This window comes from Streptomyces sp. TLI_185 (genome assembly GCF_003814765.1).
Taxonomy (GTDB): Bacteria; Actinomycetota; Actinomycetes; order Streptomycetales; family Streptomycetaceae; genus Streptomyces.
In genome coordinates this window covers 2,687,025-2,708,476 of record NZ_RKRB01000001.1, presented here as the reverse complement: position 1 = coordinate 2,708,476, position 21,452 = coordinate 2,687,025, and the positions used below count along the sequence as shown (strand labels likewise).

Here is a 21,452-nt window from a genome sequence, read left to right as displayed (position 1 = left end):
GCCCGCACGAGAAAGGAACCGCTCTCCATGTCTCGTCGTACCGCACTCGCCGCCCTGGCGGCCCTCGCCCTGGGCGCCGGTCTCGCCGTACTCCCCACCCAGGCCCAGGCCGCCACCGTGGTCGTCAGCAACTCGACCGACCTGTCCAACGCCATCAAGAACGCCACCGCCGGCACCGTGATCCAGGTCCGCGGCGGCACCTACTACCCCACGGCCACCCTGCAGTCCACGGCCAACGGCACCTCCTCCTCGCCGGTCACGCTCACCGCGTACGGCTCGGAGACGGTCAAGATCGACGGCTCCTCGCTGCCCTCCGGCTCCTGGATCTTCAAACTGACCGCGGACTACTGGAACGTCTCCGACATCACCTTCCAGAACTCCCCGGACAGCGCGGTCGTCTGCCAGTCCTGCACCGGCACCAACTGGAACAACATCAAGACCATCAACGGCGGCGACTCCGGCTTCACGCTCACCGGCGACGGCACCGTCAACAACACCGTGAAGAACCTGGACAGTTACGGCAACTACGACGCCGCGGGCCACGGCCAGAACGCGGACGGCGTCGCCATCAAGTTCGGCTCCGGCACCGGCAACCTGGTCACCGGAGCGCGCCTGTACAACAACTCGGATGACGGCATCGACCTGTGGTCCTTCTCCTCGCCGGTCACCATCGAGCACTCCTGGTCCTTCGGCAACGGCGTCAACCGCTGGGGCGACTCCGCCTTCGAGGGCAACGGCAACGGCTACAAGCTGGGCGGCAACGGCAAGGTCGTCGCCCACGTCGTCAACAACTCCGCCGCCTGGGGCAACGCAGGAAACGGCTTCACCGAGAACTCCAACACCGGCTCGATCGTCATCAACCGCACCACCGCCTACGCCAACGGCAAGTGGGGCTACTACTTCGCCACCAGCTCCGCCAAGCTCGGCAAGAACCTCGCGGTCAGCAACGGCAGCGGCTCGGTCACCAAGGGCTCCGCGGTCACCTCGTCCGGCAACAACTGGGACTCCGGGATCTCGACACCGGCCTTCAGGTCGACGGACGCGAGCAGCACCTACAACGCCCGCAGCTCCAGCGGCGCCCTGCCCGCGACGACGTTCCTGACGACGGGGAGCACGACCATCGGGGCGACGATGAACTGAGCGATACCGATCCGGAACCGTCCCGTCCAGGGCGCTTGACCCGTTTTTTGCCCGTCGAAGAGATATCGATCAGGCAACGGGTCTCGCGCCCGCCGGGGTGACGCGCGTAGAAACCTGTCATGCATAAGCCACTGCGTATCGCGGCGATCGCCGCAGCGTGTGCCCTCGCCGGCGGCGCCCTGTACGGCGCCGGTGCGGCCACGGCCGGCCAGACCACGGCCAACTCCACCCACGAGCCGTACAACATCGGGCTCCTGGTGAAGGACATCGACACCTACTACGGCACCACGGCCGATGCGGGCGGCGTGTACCAGGCGTCCCCGGACAGCCCGTACGCCAAGGACCTGGCGCGGATCGACTCGGCCGCCCGGAAGTACATAAACCAGGCCGCCCGCAAGGCGCACCACCGGGGCGAGAAGCCCGCGGTCGTCTTCGACATCGACGACACGCTGCTGCTCAGCCTCGACTACGAGAAGCGCTACAACTACACGTACAACCCGACCACCTGGGCCGACTACGTGAACAAGGCCGACCGCCCGGGCGTGTTCGGCAGCGCCGAGCTGGTCCAGTACGCGGAGAAGAAGGGCGTCGAGGTCTTCTACAACTCCGGTCTGAGTGAGGCGCAGCGCACCGCCGCCGTCGCGAACCTGAAGAAGATCGGCGCCGACGTGAATCTCGACGCCGACCACATGTTCCTCAAGGACAAGGCCAACCCTCCGGCCTACCTGAGCGCCTGCGCCACGCCGGGCACCTGGACCTGCACGACCGTGCAGTACAAGTCCGGCACCCGCAAGCACATCGAGGACGACCTCGGGTACGAGATCGTCGCCAACTTCGGCGACCAGTACTCGGACCTGGACGGCGGCTACGCCGACCGCACGTACAAGATCCCGAACCCGACGTACTTCGTCAGCTAGGCGGCACCGGTCCGACAGAATCGTCCCCCGCCCCCTCCACGGGGCGGGGGACGATCCCGTTGTCTAGGCAGCGGGATACGCGGCCAGCAGCCGGTCGTACTCGGCCTGCGTCACCGGCATCACCGTGCCGTGCCTCGGGCTGGCGGGCAGCTGGTAGTTCGTGGACATCGTCCACCTGCCGGAGTCCAGGTCGGTGGTCTCGAAGGGGACGTAGCCGCGCTCGCCGTACTCGTCGATGAAGAGGTACCACTTCTTCTCGGTGTTGGACTTGAAGACCGTGGGCCCCTCGCCGCGGTCGATCGAGCCGCTGCCGATGCAGTCGGAGACGAAGTCGTACTTGGTCGAGGTGAGGGTCTTCGACTTCTCGCCGGTGATGAACTTCGAGCACGGCGAGCTGGACGACGGGTCGCGCTCGTCCTTGGTGTAGCGGTAGTAGGTGTCCTTGTACTTCACGACCGTCGAGTCGATCACCGAGTAGCCCGGGTCGTCCCAGACCTTCGGCTTGCTGAAGGTGCGGAAGTCCTTCGTCGTCGCGTACAGCATCTTGTTGTACGTCGATCCCGTGTGGTCCGGGTCGTCATCGGCGTACAGCTTCGACGCCCAGAAGACGACGTACTCATGCAGCGCGTCGTCCCAGTACGCCTCCGGGGCCCAGGTGTTGCCCGCGTTGTCGGGGGCCACCTCGACCAGGCGCTGGTTGGTCCAGTGGACCAGGTCGGTGGAGTCCCAGATCATGATCGACTTGCTGCCGTGCCGCTGGACGTAGTCCCAACTGCCGCTGCTGTTCTGGTACATCCGCAGGTCGGTGGCGATCAGATAGAACCTGTCGCCCTTGGGGGAGCGCATCACGAACGGGTCGCGCAGGCCCTTCTCGCCGATCGTCGACGTCAGGACCGGCTTGCCCTGGTTCAGCTCGCGCCAGTGCAGCGGGTCGTTGCCGCGGCTGAGGGCGTAGCGGATCTGCTCGCCGTCCGCGGTGCCCTCGCCGGTGAAGTAGGCGAAGAGATACCCGGCGTACTTGGGGTGCTTCACGGGTGGGGCTCCTGAGTGCGCGGTGCTGGGCGGTGCGGTGAACAGGCCGAGGAGGAGAGCGAGGCAGGCGACGAGCACGGCTCTGGGGCGCATGGGCAGTCCTGTCGGAGTGTGGGGGTTTCTGTTGGGGGTTGCGGCGCCTTCGGAGTTTCACCAGCGGGAAACAGCACGTCAACAGGTGAGTGGGGGGCGGAAGTCAGCGAAAGTTTCGCTTCTTTTCGACGGGGAGCGGCAACCTCTTCCGGCCACGGCGGCGACTGGCTTTCAGAAACCGGCCGGGGAGGGGCCCCTCCGGCCCCGTTTCGCTCCCACTCCCTAGGAAAGGAACGCCCAGTGCGACTCAGCACCGGACGCCACCGCAGGACACGCACGCTCTCGATCGCCGCGGCGGTGGCCCTCTCCGCCGGGGCCGGCGGCGTCTACCTCGGCCTCTCGGGCGGCGGCGCCGAGGCCGCCACGACGACGGTCACCGTGTCCTCCACGGCCCAGCTGGAGTCGGCCGTGAAGAGCGCCGCCGCGGGCACCGTCATCCAGGTCCGCGGCGGCACGTACTATCCGACGGCCACCCTCAAGTCCACGGCCGGCGGCACCGCTTCGAACCGCATCACGCTGCGGGCGTACGGCAGCGAAAAGGTGAGGATCGACGGCTCCAAGCTGCCCGCCGGGTCCTGGCTCACCGGGATCTACGGCAGCTACTGGACCGTCCAGAACCTCACCTTCCAGCACTCCCCGGCCCAGGGCTTCGTCGTCACCTCGTCCACCGGCGGCGTCTTCAAGAACCTGGTCACGGCGGACAACGGCGACTCCGGGTTCACGCTGAGGGGCGACAACACGGTCGACAACCTCGTACAGAACCTGGACAGTTACGGCAACTACGATCCCGCCGGGCACGGCCAGAACGCGGACGGCATCGCCATCAAGTTCGGCTCGGGCACGGGCAACAAGGTCACCGGCGCCCGCCTGTACAACAATTCCGACGACGGGCTCGACCTGTGGCAGTTCTCCTCGCCGGTCACCATCGAGCACTCCTGGTCGTACGGCAACGGCAGGAACCGCTGGAACGACTCCGCCTTCGAGGGCAACGGCAACGGGTTCAAACTGGGCGGCGGGGGCGTCGCCGTCGGGCACGTCGTCAACAACAACGCGGCCTGGGACAACACGCTCAACGGATTCACCGAGAACTCCAACACCGGGGCGATCGTGCTGAACCGCAACACCGCCTACGCCAACACCGAGGCGGGGTTCTACTTCGCCACAGGCAAGGCCCGGCTTGCGCGGAACCTCGCGGTGAGTGACAAGGGCGGGTTGGACAAGCTCGGTTCGAAGACCGTCTCCGCTGCGAACAACTGGGACGGCGGGGTGGGTACGCCGGCGTTCAAGTCGACGGATGCGTCCACTGCGTATGCCTCGCGGCAGGCGAACGGGGCTTTGCCGGTGACGGCGTTTTTGACTACCGGGTCCACGAGTGTCGGATCCACCATGAACTGAACGCGGTTCTCGGGCTGCCGGTCGGCTGTGGCTGGTCGCTCCCCCACTCTCGACTTCGCTCGAGCGGGGGGAGCGCCATCGCGGCGGAGCCGCATATCGATACAGCCCCGCGCCCCTTTCGGGGCGCAAAGCGCCCCCGTCGGTCGTCACCGGCGGGGGCGCTTCTTCTGCTGACCGAGGGGGGCTCAGGTCAGCAGGTCCAGGCAGTCGAACGACGTGCCGGCGCTGAGATAGGCCGTGCCGCCCGAACCGCTCACGATGTTGATCTTCAGCACGTTGTACTGGGAGGTGTCCGTCTTCCACGCACTGGTAGGGACGTTGAAAGTGAAGGCGTGGTTGTTTCCACGGTACGAACCCGTGGTGAGGGAACGAGTCGAGGGCTGTGTGGGTGCTGTGGGAATGGCCGAAACCCAGTCGTTCACGGTCACCCGCGGTCGCCCGCCGGCGAACGCGTCCGTCACCCCGACCCGCAGCGTGTGCGCGGCCCCGGCCTGTGCCTTGGTCAGCTTGAAGTAGACCAGGATGCCGTCGTTGACGTCCTTCCACATGTACGCCGGGAAGGACGCGGCCTCGCCGCCGCTGCCGATGGTGACGTTGCCGGTCCACTTGGCCGCGCGGCCGTCGGAGGGATGCGCGTACGTCATCAGCTTGGCGTTCTTGAACTCGCCGGGCGTGCCGTCCCAGTCGCCGAGCCGCCAGACGGCGGAGGCGGCGGACGGGTCACCGGTGATGCTCAGGGTGTGCAGGGACGTCGTACCGCCCGCCGTCACCTTCACCGACTCGGTGTGCACGGCGAGTTCGCCCTTGTAGACGGTCAGGGTGTACGTCCCCGGGAGCATCCCCTTGCAGGAGAAGGCGCCGGTGCCGGCCGCGGCCTTCGCCCAGTACTGCGCGTCCGCGCCCGCGAAGCCCACGGTGTAGGGGTACTTGGCGTCCATGCCCTTCAGGCCGACGCCCGCCACCTTGCCGCGGCCCGCCCTGCCGACCCAGCCGGTGATGCCGAGCCCGTCCACCCATGAGGTGTCCAGGTTCGCGTGGAAGAGCGAGGCGGAGGGGGCGCCGCCGTCGGTGAGCGCGATGACGTAGGGGCCCTGGAGGCCGAAACGCTCCGCCTCCGTCTGGGCCTCGTTGTAGTGCAGGATCTCGTACAGGCCCGCGCCGCCGTCGTTCGAGTGCCGCAGAAGCGAGCGGTAGAAGGGGCCGCCGGAGGCCTTCTCGTGGTTGGAGCGGACCATCCAGAGGCCGACCGAGCCGGTGGTGAAGCCGACGTGGTCGTAGTCGATGGTGCGCTTGCCCGAGTAGTGCTTGGAGTGGGTCGTGCCGTCCGGATGCCGCCAGACGTCACCGGCCTCGATGATCTTGTCCGTGGTCGAGTTCCAGGCGTCCGAGCCCGTGTTGGGGAACATCCCCGGCTTGAGACGGACGATGTAGCGGGTCGCGGTGAAGGAGGCGTCCTTCTTGTCCGTCCACAGGTAGACGTTGTTCTGGCCGCTGCGGGCCGCGTACCACTGGGTGATCGCACCGTGCACGACCTTGATCAGGATCGTCGGACCCGACTGCCTGATGGTGACGTCGGATGCCCCGAGCCCCGACTCGACGTGCGAGTGCTTGCCGCCGTAGCCCTCGTACTCCTTGCCCTTGTAGACGAGGGACGTGAGGTCGCCGGTCGTCTTGGAGACCTTGAAGACGAGGGAGGCCCCGGTGTCGACGACGTAGCTCCTGCCGTCGTCCTTGTAGCCGAAGGCCGCGGCGGACGCGGACGACAGCAGGCCGGCGCCTCCCGCCACGGCGGCGCCGGCGGCGCCGACGCCGAGCGCGGAGGCCCCGAGCACCCGGCGGCGGGTGAGGTGTCTCTTGTGCGTGCTCAAGGGGCGAAATCCCGTCGTACTTGAATGTTCACTCAGCTGCAGGTGAAGAGGAAGTCTTCTGCTTCCTGGTTGCCGCCGCCGAGGAACGGGTTGCCGCCCTCTTCAAGATTTTTTGCGCGAGATTTCTGCGCAAGCCCTTCTACGAGTCGCCCGCGTCGTTCGTGAGGGCCGCGAAGGCGCCGCCCACCGCACGCTGTGTGCCCTTCGCGGTGGCCGTGATCGCGTAGGTGTCGTCCTTCGCGTCCCGGCCGCCGCGCTGGTGGTTGTACTGCCCGGCGAACACCCACTCGCCCTTGGGGACCGTACGGCCCGCCTTGAGCGTCCAGGTGTAGACGAGGAAGCCGTTCTGCTCGCCGACCGTGAGGTCGAAGTCCTGCTCCGGCAGCGAGCGCCAGGCACCCGTGTTACTGACCCCACCGGTCTGCGCGACCTTCAACTGCACTGTCAGGGCGGTGAGTTGTTCGCTCGTCTTGAGCGTGATGTCGCTCTGCGCCCAGAAGTCGTTGCTGTGCGGGTCCACCGAGGCGTCCGACCACAGCGGTCCGTCCTGGGCGCCGGCGGCGGGCGTCAGCACGGAGGCGGAGGGCTTGTCGGCGGGGGCGTTGCTCGGGTTGTGGGGCTGCGGCGCGGTGCTCGGCGTCCGGTCCACCGGGGGGACGGGCGCCCGGCTCGTCGCATCGGGCGACGGCGTGGGCGTCGGGGAGACCGAGACCGTCTGCTGCTGCGGGGGAGTGTCGTCCTTCACCGCGGACGCCACCGCGTAACCGCCGACCGCGAGCATGCCCGCGACCGCGGCCGTCGCACTCACCACGCGGGCCCAGCCCCACACCGGCGGACGAGTCGCCCGGTGGTCGGGGCGGCCGTGCTCGCTCATGCCCCGCTCGATCCGCGCCAGGATCCTGGCCCGGTCCGGCTCGTGCGCCTCGGCCGTCTCGTGCAGCCGGGCGCGCAGCTCGCCGTGCACGTCCTGCTGCCTCATCGGTCCGTTCCTCCGGTCTCGCCGCCGCGCGCCATCGCCGCGTGCACCTTCTGCGGTACGCCCTGGGAGCCGAGGATCTTCTGCAGCTCGGCCATCCCCTTGGACGTCTGGGACTTAACCGTACCCACGGAAACACCCAGAGCGAGAGCGGTGTCCTTCTCCGACAGGTCGAACGCGTGCCGGAGCACCACACACGCCCGTTTCCTGAACGGCAGTCTGCGCAGAGCCTCCTGGACGTCGACAATGCCCGCTATATCGGGATTCTCGGTTTTCTCCTCGCGCTGCGACCAGAACAGCGAGATCCGCCGGCGCTCGCGTACGGCGCTGCGGATCCGGGTGCGGGCGAGGTTGGCGACGACTCCGCGGGCGTAGGCGGCCGGATGGTCCGCGGCGCGCACCCGGTCCCAGCGGTGCCACAGAGCGAGCAACGCGTCGGCGGCCAGATCGTCGGCGGCGTCCGCCTCACCGGTCAACAGATGGGCGAGCCGGGACAGTTCGGCGTAGTGCCGCTCGAAGAAGGCATGAAACTCCACGGAGGCTGCATCGTCGACGACCGTGCCCACGGGCGACCTCTCTGTGCGTGGCATGTAGATGACATGTGATCATCCGGAGGAGGCCCGGATGAGATCCGGAAGCGTAGCAGTGATGAACACTCGGTTCGTACGGGGCTTCGAACGCAGTCTGGCGGGCCGACCGATTCCGTAACACGGAGAAAACCTGAAACGGGTTCATCGCGGGAACAATCCAGCCAGCATCCGCACACTGATCAATCAGGCACCTAGGAGCACCCGCCATGTCCGACACCAGGAAGACGGCCGACCGGCAAAGTGCCGCACCACCAGGGGCGAACGGCGTCGACCGGTTCTTCAGGATCTCCGAGCGGGGATCCACCTTCGGCCGGGAGATACGCGGCGGCTTCGCCACGTTCTTCACGATGGCCTACATTCTTGTCCTGAATCCCATCATCCTCGGCAGTGCGAAGGACAAGTTCGGCCACAGCCTCGACACCGGCCAACTCGTCACCGCCACCGCTCTGGTGGCCTGTGTGATGACGATCATCATGGGCGTCGGCGGCAACCTCCCGCTCGCCATCGCCGCCGGCCTCGGCCTCAACGCCGTCGTCGCCTTCCAGCTCGCCCCGCTGATGAGCTGGTCCGACGCGATGGGCCTCGTCGTCCTAGAGGGCATCCTGATCTGCGTCCTGGTCCTCACCGGACTGCGCGAGGCGATCATGAACGCCATTCCGCAGCAGCTCAAGCAGGCGATCGGCGTCGGCATCGGTCTGTTCATCGCCTTCATCGGCTTCGTCGACGCCGGCTTCGTCAGCCGTATCCCGGACGCGGCGCAGACCACCGTGCCCGTGCAGTTGGGAGCCGTGGGCCGGCTGACGGGCTGGCCGGTCCTCGTCTTCTGTCTCGGCGTGCTGCTCACCATCGCGCTGCTCGCGCGCAAGGTGAAGGGCGCGATCCTGATCAGCATCGTGACGATGACGATCGTCGCGATCGTCATCGACGCGGTGGCGGACATCAAGAGCTGGGGGCTGACCACCCCGCATGTGCCCGACAAGATCGTCTCCACGCCCGACTTCGGCCTCATCGGTCACTTCAGCCTGTTCGGCGGCTTCGCGAAGGCGGGCGTCCTCACCGCCGTCCTGCTGGTGTTCACCCTCATCCTGTCGGACTTCTTCGATGCCATGGGCACCATCGTCGGCATCAGCGCGGAGGCCGGGCTGCTCGACGAGCAGGGGCAGGTACCGGGCATCGGCCGGGTGCTGTTCATCGACGGCGCGGCGGCCGTGGCCGGCGGTCTGGGGTCCGCCTCCTCCAACACCGCGTACATCGAGTCGGCGGCGGGTGTCGGTGAGGGGGCGCGCACTGGCTTTGCGAACCTGATCACCGGTGGGTTGTTCGGGCTCGCGCTGTTCCTGACGCCGCTGCTGACGATCGTGCCGCTGCAGGCGGCTGCGCCTGCGCTGATCGCGGTCGGGTTCCTGATGATGACCCATGTCAAGCACATCGACTGGGACAAGTACGAGATCGCGATTCCGGCGTTTCTGACCATCGCTGCGATGCCGTTCACGTACTCGATCACCGATGGCATCGGGGCGGGCTTCGTCGCCTACGTCCTCATCAAGGCAGTTCTTGGCAAGGCCAAGGAGGTGCACTGGCTGCTGTGGGGTGTGTCTGCGCTGTTCCTGGTGTACTTCGCCATTGACCCGGTTGAGCAGATTCTCGGGGTGAAGTGAGGGACGCTGCGCGATCGGCTGCGGGTTTGCTGTGGCTGGTCGCGCACACGCGGCGGTAGCCGCATATCGATACAGCCCCGCGCCCCTTGGGGACGCTCCCCTGAGGGGCGTTACTTCAGCGCCGCTTGCATGACCGCCTTGGCCACCGGGGCGGCCAGGCCGTTGCCGCTGACCTCCGAGCGGGCTGCGTTCGACTGCTCGACCACGACCGCCACGGCGACCTCCTTGCCGCCCTCCTTCGCGTAGGACGTGAACCAGGCGTACGGCGTCTTGCTGTTGTTCTCGCCGTGCTGGGCCGTACCGGTCTTGCCGCCCACGGTGGCGCCCGATATCTGGGCGTTCGTGCCGGTGCCCTTCTGCACCACCGTCTGCATCGCCGACTGCAGTTGTTCGGCGGTCGAGGAGCTGACGATCTCCTTGGTGCTCGTGCTGTCGTCGTAGTTCTTCAGCACGTCACCGCCGCTGTCGGTGATCTGCGAGACCATGTGCGGCGAGACCAGCTTGCCGCCGTTGGCCAGGGCGGCGGACACCATGGCCATCTGGAGCGGGGTCGCGGTGACGTCGTACTGGCCGATGCCGGTCAGCGCCGTGGAGGACTTGTCCATGTCGGACGGGTAGACGCTGGTGTAGGCCCGCACCGGAACGTCCTGCTTCGTGTCGTTGAAGCCGAACTTCTCGGCCATCGCCTTCACCTTGTCCTGGCCGAGGTTGACGGCCATCTTCGCGAAGACGTTGTTGCAGGAGTACTGCAGCGCGGTGCGGATCGTGGCGTTCTCACAGGGCGCGTTCGGGTTCTCGTTGGACAGGTCGCGGGTGGTGCCGGGCAGGGTGTACGGGTCGGGGCCGTCGGTCTTCTCGTCCACGCTCGAGTACAGCCCGTCCTCCAACGCCGCGGCCGCGACGACCAGTTTGAACGTCGAACCCGGCGGCAGCGGCTGGCGCAGCGCGCGGTTGGTCAGCGGCTTGTCGGAGTCCGCGTTGAGCTGCTTCCAGGCCGTGCCCGCGGTGTTGGCGTCCGTCAGCGACGACGGGTCGTACGACGGCGTCGACACGACCGCCAGGATCCTGCCGGTCTTCGGGTCGATCGCGACGGCAGCGCCCTTGTTGTCGCCGAGCGCGTCGTACGCCGCCTTCTGCACGTCCGGGTCGATGGTCGTGACCACGGTGCCCGGGTCGGCCCGCTTGCCGGTGATCGTGTCCATCACGGTCTTGAGGCGGCTGTCCGTCCCGTCCAGGAGGTCCTGGTAGATGCCCTCCAGCTGGGTCGGCGCGTAGGCCTGCGAGGCGTAGCCCGTCACCGCCGCGTACAGCTTGCCGTCCTTGTACGTGCGCTTGTACTTGAGGTCGCTGTGCTTCGTCGCCGCGGAACCGGTGATCGAATCGCCGCCCACGATGATGTTCCCGAGCGGCTCCGCGTACGTCTCGATCGCGTTGCGCCGGTTGTCCTTGTCGTCCGCGAGGGCCTTGCCGTCGTAGAACTGCACCCAGGTCGCCCTGGCCAGCAGAGCGAGCACGAGCAGCAGTGTGAAGACGGAGGCCCGCCTGATCGTCTTGTTCATCCCACTCGGAGGACGATCAGGAGGCAGTGAATCGTTCCCGTGCGTCCGCTTTTCTCATCGGACGCTCATTCACGGCGGTCAGGCGTCCAGCGCGAGCACGAACTCGTCGATCTCCTCGCCCCGCGCGTTGGCGAACCCGGAGGCCTGGGCGGTCACCCGGAACCCGCACTTCTGCAGGACGCGCAGCGAGCCGGCGTTGTCGGCGGCCGCCCGGGCGTACAGCGGACGCTCGGGCACCTGGGCGACCAGCTCCCGCAGCGCGGCGGTGGCGATGCCCCGGCCCCAGTGGGCGCGTTCGATCCAGTAGGTGACCTCGCGCTCGCCCGGCTCGCCGTACACCGCGGCGCTGCCCACCACGTCACCGTCGACCAGGACCGTGCGCAGGACGTCCGCCGAGGCCCGGATCCGTTTCCAGTGGGCGTCGAACGCGTCCCGGTCGGCCGGGTCCTTCGGGGTGAACGCGGCCATGCGCAGGGCCTCGGGATCGTTCATCTGCCGGAAGAAGACGGGCAGATCACTGTCATGCACTTCACGGAGTACGACGTCCATGACGTCGAAGCCTAGGAGTCAGAGCCTCCGCGTCGCCAGGGTCAGCCGGTCGCGCGCGTCGAACAGAGCGTCCTTGACCATCTGTTCGTGGGCCGGGGTGAGGCGCGCCACCGGCACCGAGCAGCTGATCGCGTCACGCGCCGGAGTGCGGTAGGGAATGGCGACACCGAAGCAGCGCAGGCCCAGCGTGTTCTCCTCGCGGTCCACTGCGAAGCCCTGCTCCCGGACCTGGTGCAGCTCTTCGATGAGCTTCTCCCGGTCGGTGATGGTGTTCTCGGTGAGTGCCGGCAGGGTCTCCGGGAGCATCTTGCGGACCTGCTCGTCCGTGTACGTGCTCAGCAGCGCCTTGCCCAGCGAGGTGGAGTGCGCGGGAAGCCGGCGCCCCACCCGCGTGAACGGGCGCAGATAGTGCTGCGACTGGCGGGTGGCCAGGTACACGACGTTCGTGCCGTCCAGGCGGGCCAGGTGAATGGTCTCCGTGGTGTCGTCCGACAGCCGGTCCAGGGTCGGGCGGGCCGCCGCGACCACCTCGTCGCCGTCGATGTACGACGTGCCGACCAGCAGCGCCCGCACCCCGATGCCGTACCGCGTGCCCGTCGCGTCCGTCTCCACCCAGCCCAGCTCCACCAGCGTGCGCAGCAGCATGTACAGACTGGACTTGGGATAGCCGACGGCCTCCTGGACCGACGCCAAGGAGTGCATACCGGGCCGGCCTGCGAAGTACTCCAGCAGTTCCACCGTCCGCACCGCGGACTTGACCTGCGCCCCGCCGCCTGTCTCGCCTGCCGACATCGCCCTTGACCCCTTCGTTCGACGGGAAATAGTCTCCAACAGCATATTCATCATCAGAGACAGCGTTCAGTATATCGAACGACCCTGGTGGATGACCCAGATACTGCGGCAATACAAGCAGGACATACCGCAAGACAAACGTGGAGGGACCCGCGGTGGCAGCAGCACCAGTCTGGAGTGTCGACCCCCGTACCGGGAAGCAGCGTGAACAGGTTGCGGTGGAGGCCACAGCCCAGGAGGTGGACGCCGCCGTCCGCGCCGCGCACGCCGCGCGCGGCGCACTCGCCGACCGAGCGGTCCGCTCGGCCTTCCTGCGCACGGCCGCCGAGCAGCTCGAGGCGGCGAAGGACGGGCTCGTCGAGACCGCCGACGCCGAGACCGCGCTCGGCCCGGTCCGGCTCACCGGCGAACTCGCCCGCACCTGCTACCAGTTGCGGGCCTTCGCGGACATCGTCGACGAGGGCGCCTTCCTCGACGTGATCATCAACCACCCCGACGACACCGCGACCCCGCCCATCCCGGACCTGCGCCGCTACAAGGTGCCGCTGGGCGTCGTCGCCGTCTACTCGGCCTCCAACTTCCCCTTCGCCTTCTCGGTGGCCGGCGGCGACACCGCCAGCGCGCTCGGCGCGGGCTGCCCGGTCGTCGTCAAGGCCCACCCCGACCATCCGGCCCTGTCCGAGCTGGTCGCCAAGGTGCTGCGCCGGGCCGCCGCCGCGCACGGCATCCCCGAGGGCGTCGTCGGCCTGGTCCACGGTTTCGAGGCGGGCGTGGAGCTGGTCAAGCACCCCCTCGTCTCGGCGGCCGGCTTCACCGGTTCCGTACGCGGTGGCCGGGCCCTCTTCGACGCGGCTGCCGCGCGCCCGACCCCGATCCCCTTCCACGGCGAGCTGGGCTCCCTGAACCCCGTCGTCGTCACCGAGGCCGCGGCGGCCGAGCGTGCCGAGGCGATCGGCACGGGTCTCGCCGGGTCGATGACGCTGGGCGTCGGCCAGTTCTGTGTGAAGCCGGGCCTGGTGCTCGCACCGAGCGGTGCGGCCGGTGACCGCCTGGTGAAGTCCCTCACGGACGCGGTCAGCGACACGAACGCCGGAGTCCTGCTGGACCACCGCATGCGCGACAACTTCATCGCCGGGGTCGCCGAGCGTGCGGAGCTTCCCGAGGTCGAGTCCCCGGTGACGCCGGGCGCGGGCGGCGAGCACACGGTGAGCGCCGGGTTCCTGACGGTCTCGGCGGACAAGCTGGCGGAGGAAGGCCAGTACGACCTGCTCCTCGAGGAGTGCTTCGGGCCGGTCACCGTGGTGGCCCGCTATGAGGACGAGGCCCAGGTGCAGGGGGTGCTGTCGCGGCTGCCGGGCAATCTCACGGCGACGGTTCACCTGTCGGCGGAGGAGGCGGCCGGGGAGGGCCGCGGCGCGGAGCTGCTGGCCGAGCTGACGCCGCTCGCCGGGCGCGTGCTGGTGAACGGCTGGCCGACGGGTGTTGCGGTGGCTCCCGCCCAGCATCACGGCGGCCCGTACCCGGCGACCACGTCCACCTCGACGTCGGTCGGCGGCACGGCCATCGAGCGGTGGATGCGGCCGGTGACGTACCAGACGGCGCCGGAGGCGATCCTTCCGCCGGAGCTGCGGGACGCCAACCCGCTGGGGTTGCCTCGGCGGTTCAATGGGCGCCTCGAGCGCTAGCCGCTTTGCGGGGTGCGGTGGCGCTCCGCGGGGTGCGCCATAGGGGTGCGGGTTGTCTGCGGACTGCGGCTGCGGTCATGGCTTGTCGCGCAGTTCCCCGCGCCCCTTAGGGGCTTCACCGGGCCTGCGACAATCAGCTGATGGACGTGGAACTTCCCGAACTGCCTTTCGCTCTCCGAACCTACGGCCCCGACGGGCACTGGTTGTACGAAGACGGGATCCTCAGTGGATGGGCCGGATCCCGGCAGGACCGGTTCGTGCCGCCCACCGGGGAGGCGTTGGAGCCCGCTTCCGACGCGCCCCGGCTGCTCGGGGCGCCCGAGGGGGACTTCCAGCTGATCGCGCGCGTCACGGTCGGGTTCGGCTCGGCCTTCGACGCGGGGGTGCTCTACGTCCATGTCGGGGAGCGGGCCTGGGCCAAGCTCTGCCTGGAGTACTCCCCGGACGTGCCCACCGTCTGCACGGTGGTCACCCGGGGACACTCCGACGACGCCAACTCCTTCACCGTGGACGGCAGTTCGGTCTGGCTCCGGGTGAGCCGCACCGGCCGCGCCTTCGCCTTCCACGCCTCCCGCGACGGCAAGCGCTGGACCTTCGTCCGCCTCTTCACCCTGGGCGACGAGAAGGAGACCGGCGACGCCCTCGTCGGCTTCATGACCCAGTCACCGATGGGAGAGGGCTGCGTGGTCACCTACGACCACATAGAGTTCCGCCCCACTTGGCCCGCAGATCTGAGAGACGGCAGCTGACACATCAGCCCGTCCGGCGTTTGAGGACGAGGCCCCTTGAGGGCCGAACGGGGGTCTGGGGGGCGGAGCCCCCAGCGCCTACCGCAACCGAGACGTAGCCGCACCCGTCAGCGCGAGCGCCCCCGCACTGATCACCAGGCTCACCCGCATCCCCTCCGCGAACCCGTCGGAGACCAGCGTCCCGAACACGGCGATCCCCAAACCCCCCGCCACCTGCCGCGCAGCATTGAGCACGCCGGCCGCGAGCCCGGCCCGCTCCGCCGGCACCGCGTCCATCATCGCGGCCGTCAGCGGTGGCACCGTCAGCGCGCATCCCAGGGCCAGCGGCACGAGGAGCGCGGCCGCCAGGACGGAGGACGTGCCGGCGTCGACGTACAGCAGGACGACCAGTCCCGCGACGGCCAGCGCCTGCCCCACGAGCATCGGCAGCCGCGGCCCGTACCGCCCCGCGAGCTTGCCCGCCACCACGTTCGTCACCGCGATCAGGCCCGTCATGGGCAGGAACGCCAGCCCGGCGTGCAGCGCGGACAGGCCCTGGACCTGCTGGAAGAAGAGGGAGAAGACGAACACCACGCTGTAGAAGGCCACACTCACCGCCGCGCCCGCCGCGACGGCCACGGCCACCGTCCGGTTGCGGAACAGCCCGAGGGGGACGACGGGGTGCGGGCTGCGGGTCTCCACGCGGAAGAAGACCACGGCCGCCAGGACGGCGACGGCCAGGGCCGCCCACCCCGCTGTACCGCCCTCGATCACCGCGAACGTCAGACCGGTGAGCGCCAGCACCGCCGTCGCCTGCCCCGGCAGGTCCAGCGGTGAGGGGCGGCGTTCGGAGCGCGGGGCGCGCACGAGCAGGGCCACGATCAGCGCCCCCACCGGCAGGTTCACGAAGAAGATCCCGCGCCAGTCCCACGCCGTGGTCAGCAGACCGCCCGCCACCGGACCCAGCGCCACCGCCACCGAACCGCCGGCGGCCCACGTCGCCACTGCCCGCGCACGCCGCTTCGGCTCCGGATACGCCTGCCGCACCAGCGCCAGCGAGGCCGGGAGCACGACGGCCGCCGCAGCGCCCTGCACCACCCGCGCGCCGATCAGGGACGGCAGGTTCGGCGCCAGCCCGCAGGCCGCCGAGGCAAGCGTGAAGACCGCGGTGCCGAGCGCGAACGCGCGGCTCGCCCCGGTCCGGTCCGCGAAGGCGCCGGTGGACAGCATCAGCGCGGCGAAGGGAAGGGTGTAGGCGTCCACCACCCACTGCAGGCCGGACATCCCCGCGCCGAAGGAGGAACCGATCGCGGGCAGGGCCACGTTCACCACGGACGCGTCGAGGCAGATCAGCGCGAAGCCGAGGAGTGCGGCGGTGAGGGTGAGCCCGGGGGAGGGCCGCTTGGGCGTCAACACCGCCTCGGATTGGGCGGGTTGTACGGCCTGGAGGATCCGGTCGGTCGACATGACTCCATGCTGCGGAGCTCCGCCGTCGTACAGTAGTGGCCCGAATGCCATGCACCCGGAGGTTCTGGCCATGTCCGACCGGCTCGCCCCGCACCGGATCGCCGTGATCGCGCCCTCGCCCGTGTCGATGTTCAACCTGGCCATCCCCGAGCTGCTGTTCGGCAAGGTCGAGGTGGACGGGCGGCCGGGCTATGACGTCGTCATCTGCGCCGCCGAGCCCGGGCCCGTGCCCACCAGCGGAGGGCTCGACCTGTACATACGCGACGGGCTGGAGGCCGTGCAGCAGGCGGACACGGTGGTCGTCGCCGGCACCGGCGCACCCTACGAGCCGGACCCGCGGATCGTGGCCGCCGTCCGCGAGGCCGCCGACGCCGGCAAGCGGATCGCGTCCCTGTGCACCGGCGCCTTCCAACTCGCCGAGGCGGGCCTGCTCCAGGGCCGCAGGGCCACGACGTACTGGGCGCACGCCGAGGAACTGCGCAGGCGCTACCCGCAGGTCGACCTCCAGAGAGACGTGCTCTACGTCCAGGACGGCCCGTACGTCACGGCCTCCGGCTACGCCGCCGGCATCGACCTCTGCCTGCACATCATCCGCACCGACTACGGCGCTGCCGTCGCCAACGAGGTCGCCCGGCTCGCCCTCGTCGCCCCCGTACGGCCGGGCGGCCAGACCCAGTTCACGCACACCCCGCTGCCGCCCGAGCGCGGCACCGTCTGCGCCGACACCCGCGGCTGGGCCATGCGCAACCTCGACAAGCCGCTCACCCTGACCGACCTGGCCCGCCACGCGGGCGTCTCCGTCCGCACCCTCACCCGCCGCTTCCACGCCGAGAGCGGCGTCAGCCCCCTGCAGTGGCTGCTGCACCAGCGCATCGAGCGGGCCAGGGAACTCCTGGAGACCACCACCCTCCCCATGGACCAGGTCGCTCGCGCCTGCGGTCTGGGCACGGCGGACTCCCTCCGGGCCCACGTGGTCAGGCGCACCGGACTGACGCCGAGCGCCTACCGGGTGCAGTTCACCAGGCTGGGAACCGCGACCGCGGCGGACACGTCCTCCGCTGCGTGACGGTGCGCGGCGCGGCCTGAGCCGTGCCATCGGACGTGCCACGCGGTGCCGTCGGGCGGCTGCGGATTCGTCGTGGTCGTTCGCGCAGTTCCCCGCGCCCCTCAGGGCGTTGGTCCGAGCCGCGGGCCACCACGGACCGTTGGCCGCGGACGGCGGAAAGGGGACGGGGCGGGGGGTGTCCGCCCGCAGCGGCCGGCGTCACCTCTTCCTGCGGTATGCGGTGACCTGGGATCGAAGCACGACCGGGGAATGATCCCCGCTGCTTGAACGTTCATCTTCTCGGCGGAGGGTGTCTCCGTCTCCGTACCCGTACGAGCTGGAGAGAGCCGAGAACATGAAGGTCGAGATCTGGTCGGACATCGCATGCCCTTGGTGCTATGTCGGGAAAGCCCGATTCGAGAAGGCGCTCGAGGCCTTTCCGCACCGCGACCAGGTCGAGGTCGTGCACCGCTCCTTCGAACTGGACCCCGGCCGCGCCAAGGGCGACGTCCAGCCGGTGATCAGGATGCTCACCAAGAAGTACGGCATGAGCGAGGCGCAGGCCCAGGCCGGCGAGGAGAACCTGGGCGCGCAGGCCGCCGCCGAGGGGCTGGAGTACCGCACCCGCGACCGCGACCACGGCAACACCTTCGACATGCACCGCCTGCTGCACTTTGCCAAGGAGCAGGGCAAGCAGGACGAGCTGATCCAGAACCTCTACAAGGCGAACTTCGCCGAGGAGCGGTCCGTCTTCACCGAGGGCGACGAGCGGCTGGTGGAGCTGGCCGTCGCGGTGGGTCTGGAGGCCGACGACGTCCGCAAGGTGCTCACCGACCCGACCGCCTACGCCGACGCGGTCCGCGCCGACGAGCGCGAGGCTGCCGAGCTCGGTGCGAACGGCGTGCCGTTCTTCGTGCTCGACCGCAAGTTCGGCGTCTCCGGCGCCCAGCCCGCCGAGGTCTTCACCCAGGCGCTGACCCAGGCCTGGGGCGAGCGCTCGCCGCTGCAGCTCCTCGACCAGGGGGACGCGGACGCCTGCGGTCCGGACGGATGCGCGGTGCCGCAGCACTGAGGAAAGTGTGCAGGTCGGGGCGGACGTATAAGCGTTGCTTAGCGGAACCACGTAAAAATAGGCAATGGACTATGGGTTCTCCTGGGCTCACAGTGGATCCATGGAGACCTTCGAGAGCCTCGTCCGTGCCGAGTTCGCCGCGAAGAACACCTATCTGAACACCGCCAGCACCGGGCTGCTGCCGGCGCGCACCGTGACCGCCATGCGCATCGCCGTGGAGGCTGCTGCAGCCGGTGATCCGACCGACATGTTCGCGGACGTCGAGGCGAGCCGCGCCTGTTTCGCGCGGCTCGTCGGGGTGCCCGAGCACCGGGTGGCGGCCGGGGCCTCGGTCGCCGTCTACAGCGGGCTGATCGCCGCCTCCCTGCCGGAGGGCGCCGAAGTCCTCACCGCCGAGGGCGACTTCAGTTCCGTGGTGAACCCCTTCCACGTCCGCTCCGACCTCAAGGTGCGCAGCGTCCCCCTGGAGCGCGTCGCCGAGTCCGTGCGGCCCGGCACCGCCCTGGTCGCGGTCAGCGCCGCGCAGTCCGCCGACGGGCGGGTGGCCGACCTGCCCGCGATCCGGGAGGCGGCGCGCGAGCACGGGACGCGTACGTACATCGACGCGTCCCAGGCCGCCGGATGGCTGGACTTCGACGCGGACTCCCACGACTACTCCGCCTCCGTCGCCTTCAAGTGGCTCGTCTGCCCGCGGGGTGTGGCCTTCCTCGTCGTCCCGGAGGACCTCGGCGGACTCACCCCGCTGTTCGCCGGCTGGGTGGCGGGGGAGCGCCCTTGGGACGCGTGCTACGGCCCCATCGACGAACTCGCCCACTCCGCAAGGCGGTTCGACGAGAGTCCCGCCCTTTTCTCCTACGCCGGCGCCCGGCGCTCCCTCGAACTCCTGGAGGAACTGGGCACGGACGCCGTACGCGCCCACGACCTCGCCCTCGCCGACCGCTTCCGCGCAGGCCTGGCCTCCCTCGGTCACGAGCCCGTCCCCTCGCCCGGTTCCCCGATCGTCTCGGTCCCCGGACTCGGCCGCCGCCAGGGCGAGTTGAGCAGCGCCGGAGTCGAGGTCTCCGACCGCGCGGGCAACCTGCGTGCCGCCTTCCACCTGTACAACACCGCGGCCGACGTCGACCGGCTGCTGGACGTCCTGTCCGTCTGAACCTCTGGCGCGGGCCCTGCGGGCGCTCCGCGGGATGTGCCGTTGTTCATTGCGGCGCCATCGTGGCTGGTCGCGCCCGCGCGCCGGAGCCGCATATCGATGCAGCCCCGCGCCCCTTCGGAGCGCGGCCGAACTCGGGCCAACCGCGGCCGTCAGAGAGGGGCGCCGACTGGGCGGCACAGGCGGCCCCGCTGCTCGCCACCCCTGAGGCCGGCGAGCCCGAACTCGCCGCGCGGGCAACGGTGTTGATGGGGGCAGGGCTGCCCGTCGCCGACCACTTCGTAGTGCGCGCCTTCGAGACCTGGATCCACAGCGACGACATCGGCCGCGCCCTGGGCCTAGCCGTCCCGCCGCCCCGCCACCCGCTGGGCACCTGTGCCAGCTGGTACGGCTGCTGGGCTCGGAGGGAAAGCCGGTCCGCGCTGAACTCGCCCTGGATCCGGTCGACTTCTGCCACCTGGGCCGCGGCTCGCACACCGCCGACAAGGCTCCGCGCCGTGCCACCGGAGACGAGGGCGCGGTCCAACGTACTGGAGCGGGCGGCGTCACTGTCCTGGCTGTGACGCCGCCCGCTCCAGAATGAGTTCCTCCAGGAGGAGTCACCGCACGGGAGTGAAGTCCCTCGCCCCGATGCTGTGTCCGATTGCCGCTGCGCGGCGGGCCGGCCGCGGGGCAGCGGCGGTCACCGCACGGGAGTGAAGTCCCTCGCCCCGATGCTGTGTCCGATTGCCGCTGCGCGGCGGGCCGGCCGCGGGGCAGCGGCGGTCACCGCACGGGAGTGAAGTCCCTCGCCCCGATGCTGTGTCCGATTGCCGCTGCGCGGCGGGCCGGCCGCGGGGCAGCGGCGGTCACCGCACAGGCGTGAAGTCCCTCGCCCCGATGAACTCCGGGCGCCGAATCGGCGCCGCGAAGGGCTCAACGGCCGCGTTCTCCACGCTGTTGAACACGATGAACACGTTGCTGCGCGGGAACGGCGTGATGTTGTCGCCCGAGCCGTGCATGCAGTTGCAGTCGAACCAGGTCGCCGAACCGGCCCTGCCCGTGAAGAGCTTGATGCCGTACTCGCTCGCCATCTTGGTCAGCGCCTCGTCCGAGGGCGTGCCCGCGTCCTGCATCTGCAGCGACTGCTTGTAGTTGTCCTTGGGCGTGGCTCCCGCGCACCCGAGGAACGTGCGGTGCGACCCCGGCATGATCATGAGGCCGCCGTTGGTGTCGTAGTTCTCGGTCAGTGCGATCGAGACGGACACCGTCCGCATGTTCGGCAGACCGTCCTCGGCGTGCCAGGTCTCGAAGTCCGAGTGCCAGTAGAAGCCGCTGGCCCCGAAGCCCGGCTTGACGTTGATCCGCGACTGGTGGACGTACACGTCCGAGCCGAGGATCTGCCGCGCCCGGCCCACGACCCGCTCGTCGCGCACGAGCTTTGCGAACACCTCGCTGATCTTGTGCACTTCGAAGACGGAGCGGATCTCTTTGGACTTCGGCTCGATGATCGAGCGCTCGTCGGCCCGGATCGCCGGGTCGGTGACGAGACGCTCCAACTCCTGCCGGTAGACGGTGACTTCGTCGTCGGCGATGAGCTGGTCGATGGCCAGGAAGCCGTCCCGCTCGAACGACTGGAGGTCGCCGGACGTGATCGGGCCCGGTGTGTCGGGGGAGCCCCACACGACGGGGTCCTGGCGCGGGGTCGACACCTCGGTGGTGCCGCGGCTGGGGTAGAGATCGGTGACGGTGGTCAT

Annotated in this window: 18 protein-coding genes and 1 pseudogene; 10 read left to right on the top strand and 9 right to left on the bottom strand. The window is 69.3% G+C overall.

Features of this window, described 5'->3' with window-relative positions; genetic code table 11:
* Positions 1–27: 27 nt before the first annotated feature.
* Both EDD92_RS12260 and EDD92_RS12255 read left to right on the top strand, forming a co-directional pair.
* Entirely contained in the window at positions 28–1,140 is a 1,113-nt protein-coding gene (locus EDD92_RS12260; protein ID WP_123964327.1) for a right-handed parallel beta-helix repeat-containing protein, read from the top strand.
* Between the two features lie 119 nt (positions 1,141–1,259).
* The gene (locus EDD92_RS12255) at positions 1,260–2,057 is read left to right on the top strand and encodes an HAD family acid phosphatase (protein WP_123964326.1); all 798 of its coding nucleotides are present in this window, start codon (positions 1,260–1,262) and stop codon (positions 2,055–2,057) included.
* A gap of 69 nt (positions 2,058–2,126) precedes the next feature.
* On the opposite strand, the pseudogene EDD92_RS12250 reads toward EDD92_RS12255, so the two are convergent.
* A pseudogene (locus tag EDD92_RS12250) lies at positions 2,127–3,182 on the bottom strand (glycoside hydrolase family 43 protein); the annotation flags it as partial.
* Between the two features lie 240 nt (positions 3,183–3,422).
* Between EDD92_RS12250 and EDD92_RS12245 the strand changes: the two are divergent.
* Positions 3,423–4,577 (top strand): right-handed parallel beta-helix repeat-containing protein, encoded by a 1,155-nt coding sequence (locus EDD92_RS12245; protein ID WP_123964325.1) that lies wholly within the window; start codon positions 3,423–3,425, stop codon positions 4,575–4,577.
* Between the two features lie 185 nt (positions 4,578–4,762).
* Here EDD92_RS12245 and EDD92_RS12240 read toward each other — a convergent pair whose 3' ends face one another.
* The 3 genes from EDD92_RS12240 to EDD92_RS12230 all read right to left on the bottom strand — a co-directional run bounded on the left by EDD92_RS12240 (position 4,763) and on the right by EDD92_RS12230 (position 7,987).
* Entirely contained in the window at positions 4,763–6,445 is a 1,683-nt protein-coding gene (locus EDD92_RS12240; protein ID WP_123964324.1) for a rhamnogalacturonan lyase B N-terminal domain-containing protein, read from the bottom strand.
* A gap of 139 nt (positions 6,446–6,584) precedes the next feature.
* The gene (locus tag EDD92_RS12235) at positions 6,585–7,424 is read right to left on the bottom strand and encodes a hypothetical protein (protein WP_123964323.1); all 840 of its coding nucleotides are present in this window, start codon (positions 7,422–7,424) and stop codon (positions 6,585–6,587) included.
* The gene (locus EDD92_RS12230) at positions 7,421–7,987 is read right to left on the bottom strand and encodes a SigE family RNA polymerase sigma factor (RefSeq protein WP_123970365.1); all 567 of its coding nucleotides are present in this window, start codon (positions 7,985–7,987) and stop codon (positions 7,421–7,423) included. Before EDD92_RS12230 ends, EDD92_RS12235 begins: the two co-directional genes overlap by 4 nt.
* A gap of 230 nt (positions 7,988–8,217) precedes the next feature.
* On the opposite strand from EDD92_RS12230, the gene EDD92_RS12225 reads away from it, so the two are divergent.
* Complete coding sequence (locus EDD92_RS12225; RefSeq protein ID WP_123964322.1) at positions 8,218–9,669, top strand: NCS2 family permease; 1,452 nt, start codon at positions 8,218–8,220, stop codon at positions 9,667–9,669.
* A 110-nt stretch (positions 9,670–9,779) separates the two neighbouring features.
* Here the strand turns inward: EDD92_RS12225 and EDD92_RS12220 are convergent, their stop codons facing one another.
* The 3 genes from EDD92_RS12220 to EDD92_RS12210 all read right to left on the bottom strand — a co-directional run bounded on the left by EDD92_RS12220 (position 9,780) and on the right by EDD92_RS12210 (position 12,569).
* Positions 9,780–11,228 carry a penicillin-binding protein 2 gene (locus EDD92_RS12220; RefSeq protein WP_123964321.1) on the bottom strand — a complete coding sequence of 483 codons (1,449 nt, stop codon included), beginning with the start codon at positions 11,226–11,228 and terminating at the stop codon, positions 9,780–9,782.
* Between the two features lie 78 nt (positions 11,229–11,306).
* Entirely contained in the window at positions 11,307–11,777 is a 471-nt protein-coding gene (locus tag EDD92_RS12215; protein ID WP_123964320.1) for a GNAT family N-acetyltransferase, read from the bottom strand.
* An 18-nt stretch (positions 11,778–11,795) separates the two neighbouring features.
* Positions 11,796–12,569: an IclR family transcriptional regulator gene (locus EDD92_RS12210; RefSeq protein ID WP_004002235.1), complete on the bottom strand. Its 774-nt coding sequence runs from the start codon at positions 12,567–12,569 to the stop codon at positions 11,796–11,798.
* A gap of 155 nt (positions 12,570–12,724) precedes the next feature.
* On the opposite strand from EDD92_RS12210, the gene EDD92_RS12205 reads away from it, so the two are divergent.
* Positions 12,725–14,254 carry an aldehyde dehydrogenase (NADP(+)) gene (locus EDD92_RS12205; RefSeq protein ID WP_123964319.1) on the top strand — a complete coding sequence of 510 codons (1,530 nt, stop codon included), beginning with the start codon at positions 12,725–12,727 and terminating at the stop codon, positions 14,252–14,254.
* A gap of 140 nt (positions 14,255–14,394) precedes the next feature.
* Entirely contained in the window at positions 14,395–15,003 is a 609-nt protein-coding gene (locus EDD92_RS12200) for a DUF1349 domain-containing protein (protein ID WP_123964318.1), read from the top strand.
* A 78-nt stretch (positions 15,004–15,081) separates the two neighbouring features.
* Here the strand turns inward: EDD92_RS12200 and EDD92_RS12195 are convergent, their stop codons facing one another.
* The gene (locus EDD92_RS12195) at positions 15,082–16,449 is read right to left on the bottom strand and encodes an MFS transporter (RefSeq protein ID WP_123964317.1); all 1,368 of its coding nucleotides are present in this window, start codon (positions 16,447–16,449) and stop codon (positions 15,082–15,084) included.
* Between the two features lie 70 nt (positions 16,450–16,519).
* Here EDD92_RS12195 and EDD92_RS12190 point away from each other — a divergent pair, with 70 nt between their 5' ends.
* From EDD92_RS12190 to EDD92_RS12175, 4 genes are all read left to right on the top strand, one after another.
* Complete coding sequence (locus tag EDD92_RS12190) at positions 16,520–17,515, top strand: GlxA family transcriptional regulator (protein WP_260326519.1); 996 nt, start codon at positions 16,520–16,522, stop codon at positions 17,513–17,515.
* Between the two features lie 334 nt (positions 17,516–17,849).
* A complete protein-coding gene (locus EDD92_RS12185; RefSeq protein WP_123964315.1) occupies positions 17,850–18,566 on the top strand; it encodes a DsbA family oxidoreductase in 717 nt (238 codons plus the stop codon).
* 100 nt (positions 18,567–18,666) lie between these two features.
* Positions 18,667–19,716, top strand: a complete 1,050-nt coding sequence (locus EDD92_RS12180) for an aminotransferase class V-fold PLP-dependent enzyme (RefSeq protein WP_123964314.1) — start codon at positions 18,667–18,669, stop codon at positions 19,714–19,716.
* 62 nt (positions 19,717–19,778) lie between these two features.
* Entirely contained in the window at positions 19,779–20,279 is a 501-nt protein-coding gene (locus tag EDD92_RS12175) for a hypothetical protein (protein ID WP_311736763.1), read from the top strand.
* Between the two features lie 285 nt (positions 20,280–20,564).
* On the opposite strand, the gene thpD is transcribed toward EDD92_RS12175, so the two are convergent.
* The gene (gene thpD, locus EDD92_RS12170; RefSeq protein WP_123964313.1) at positions 20,565–21,452 is read right to left on the bottom strand and encodes an ectoine hydroxylase; all 888 of its coding nucleotides are present in this window, start codon (positions 21,450–21,452) and stop codon (positions 20,565–20,567) included.

Excerpts from the sequence above, each read along its gene's own strand:
- EDD92_RS12260 (WP_123964327.1), top strand. The coding sequence starts at position 28 with ATGTCTCGTCGTACCGCACTCGCCGCCCTGGCGGCCCTCGCCCTGGGC.
- EDD92_RS12255 (WP_123964326.1), top strand. The coding sequence starts at position 1,260 with ATGCATAAGCCACTGCGTATCGCGGCGATCGCCGCAGCGTGTGCCCTC.
- EDD92_RS12235 (WP_123964323.1), bottom strand. The coding sequence starts at position 7,424 with ATGAGGCAGCAGGACGTGCACGGCGAGCTGCGCGCCCGGCTGCACGAG.
- EDD92_RS12225 (WP_123964322.1), top strand. The coding sequence starts at position 8,218 with ATGTCCGACACCAGGAAGACGGCCGACCGGCAAAGTGCCGCACCACCA.
- EDD92_RS12220 (WP_123964321.1), bottom strand. The coding sequence starts at position 11,228 with ATGAACAAGACGATCAGGCGGGCCTCCGTCTTCACACTGCTGCTCGTG.
- EDD92_RS12215 (WP_123964320.1), bottom strand. The coding sequence starts at position 11,777 with ATGGACGTCGTACTCCGTGAAGTGCATGACAGTGATCTGCCCGTCTTC.
- EDD92_RS12210 (WP_004002235.1), bottom strand. The coding sequence starts at position 12,569 with ATGTCGGCAGGCGAGACAGGCGGCGGGGCGCAGGTCAAGTCCGCGGTG.
- EDD92_RS12200 (WP_123964318.1), top strand. The coding sequence starts at position 14,395 with ATGGACGTGGAACTTCCCGAACTGCCTTTCGCTCTCCGAACCTACGGC.
- EDD92_RS12195 (WP_123964317.1), bottom strand. The coding sequence starts at position 16,449 with ATGTCGACCGACCGGATCCTCCAGGCCGTACAACCCGCCCAATCCGAG.
- EDD92_RS12190 (WP_260326519.1), top strand. The coding sequence starts at position 16,520 with ATGTCCGACCGGCTCGCCCCGCACCGGATCGCCGTGATCGCGCCCTCG.
- EDD92_RS12185 (WP_123964315.1), top strand. The coding sequence starts at position 17,850 with ATGAAGGTCGAGATCTGGTCGGACATCGCATGCCCTTGGTGCTATGTC.
- EDD92_RS12180 (WP_123964314.1), top strand. The coding sequence starts at position 18,667 with ATGGAGACCTTCGAGAGCCTCGTCCGTGCCGAGTTCGCCGCGAAGAAC.
- thpD (WP_123964313.1), bottom strand. The coding sequence starts at position 21,452 with ATGACCACCGTCACCGATCTCTACCCCAGCCGCGGCACCACCGAGGTG.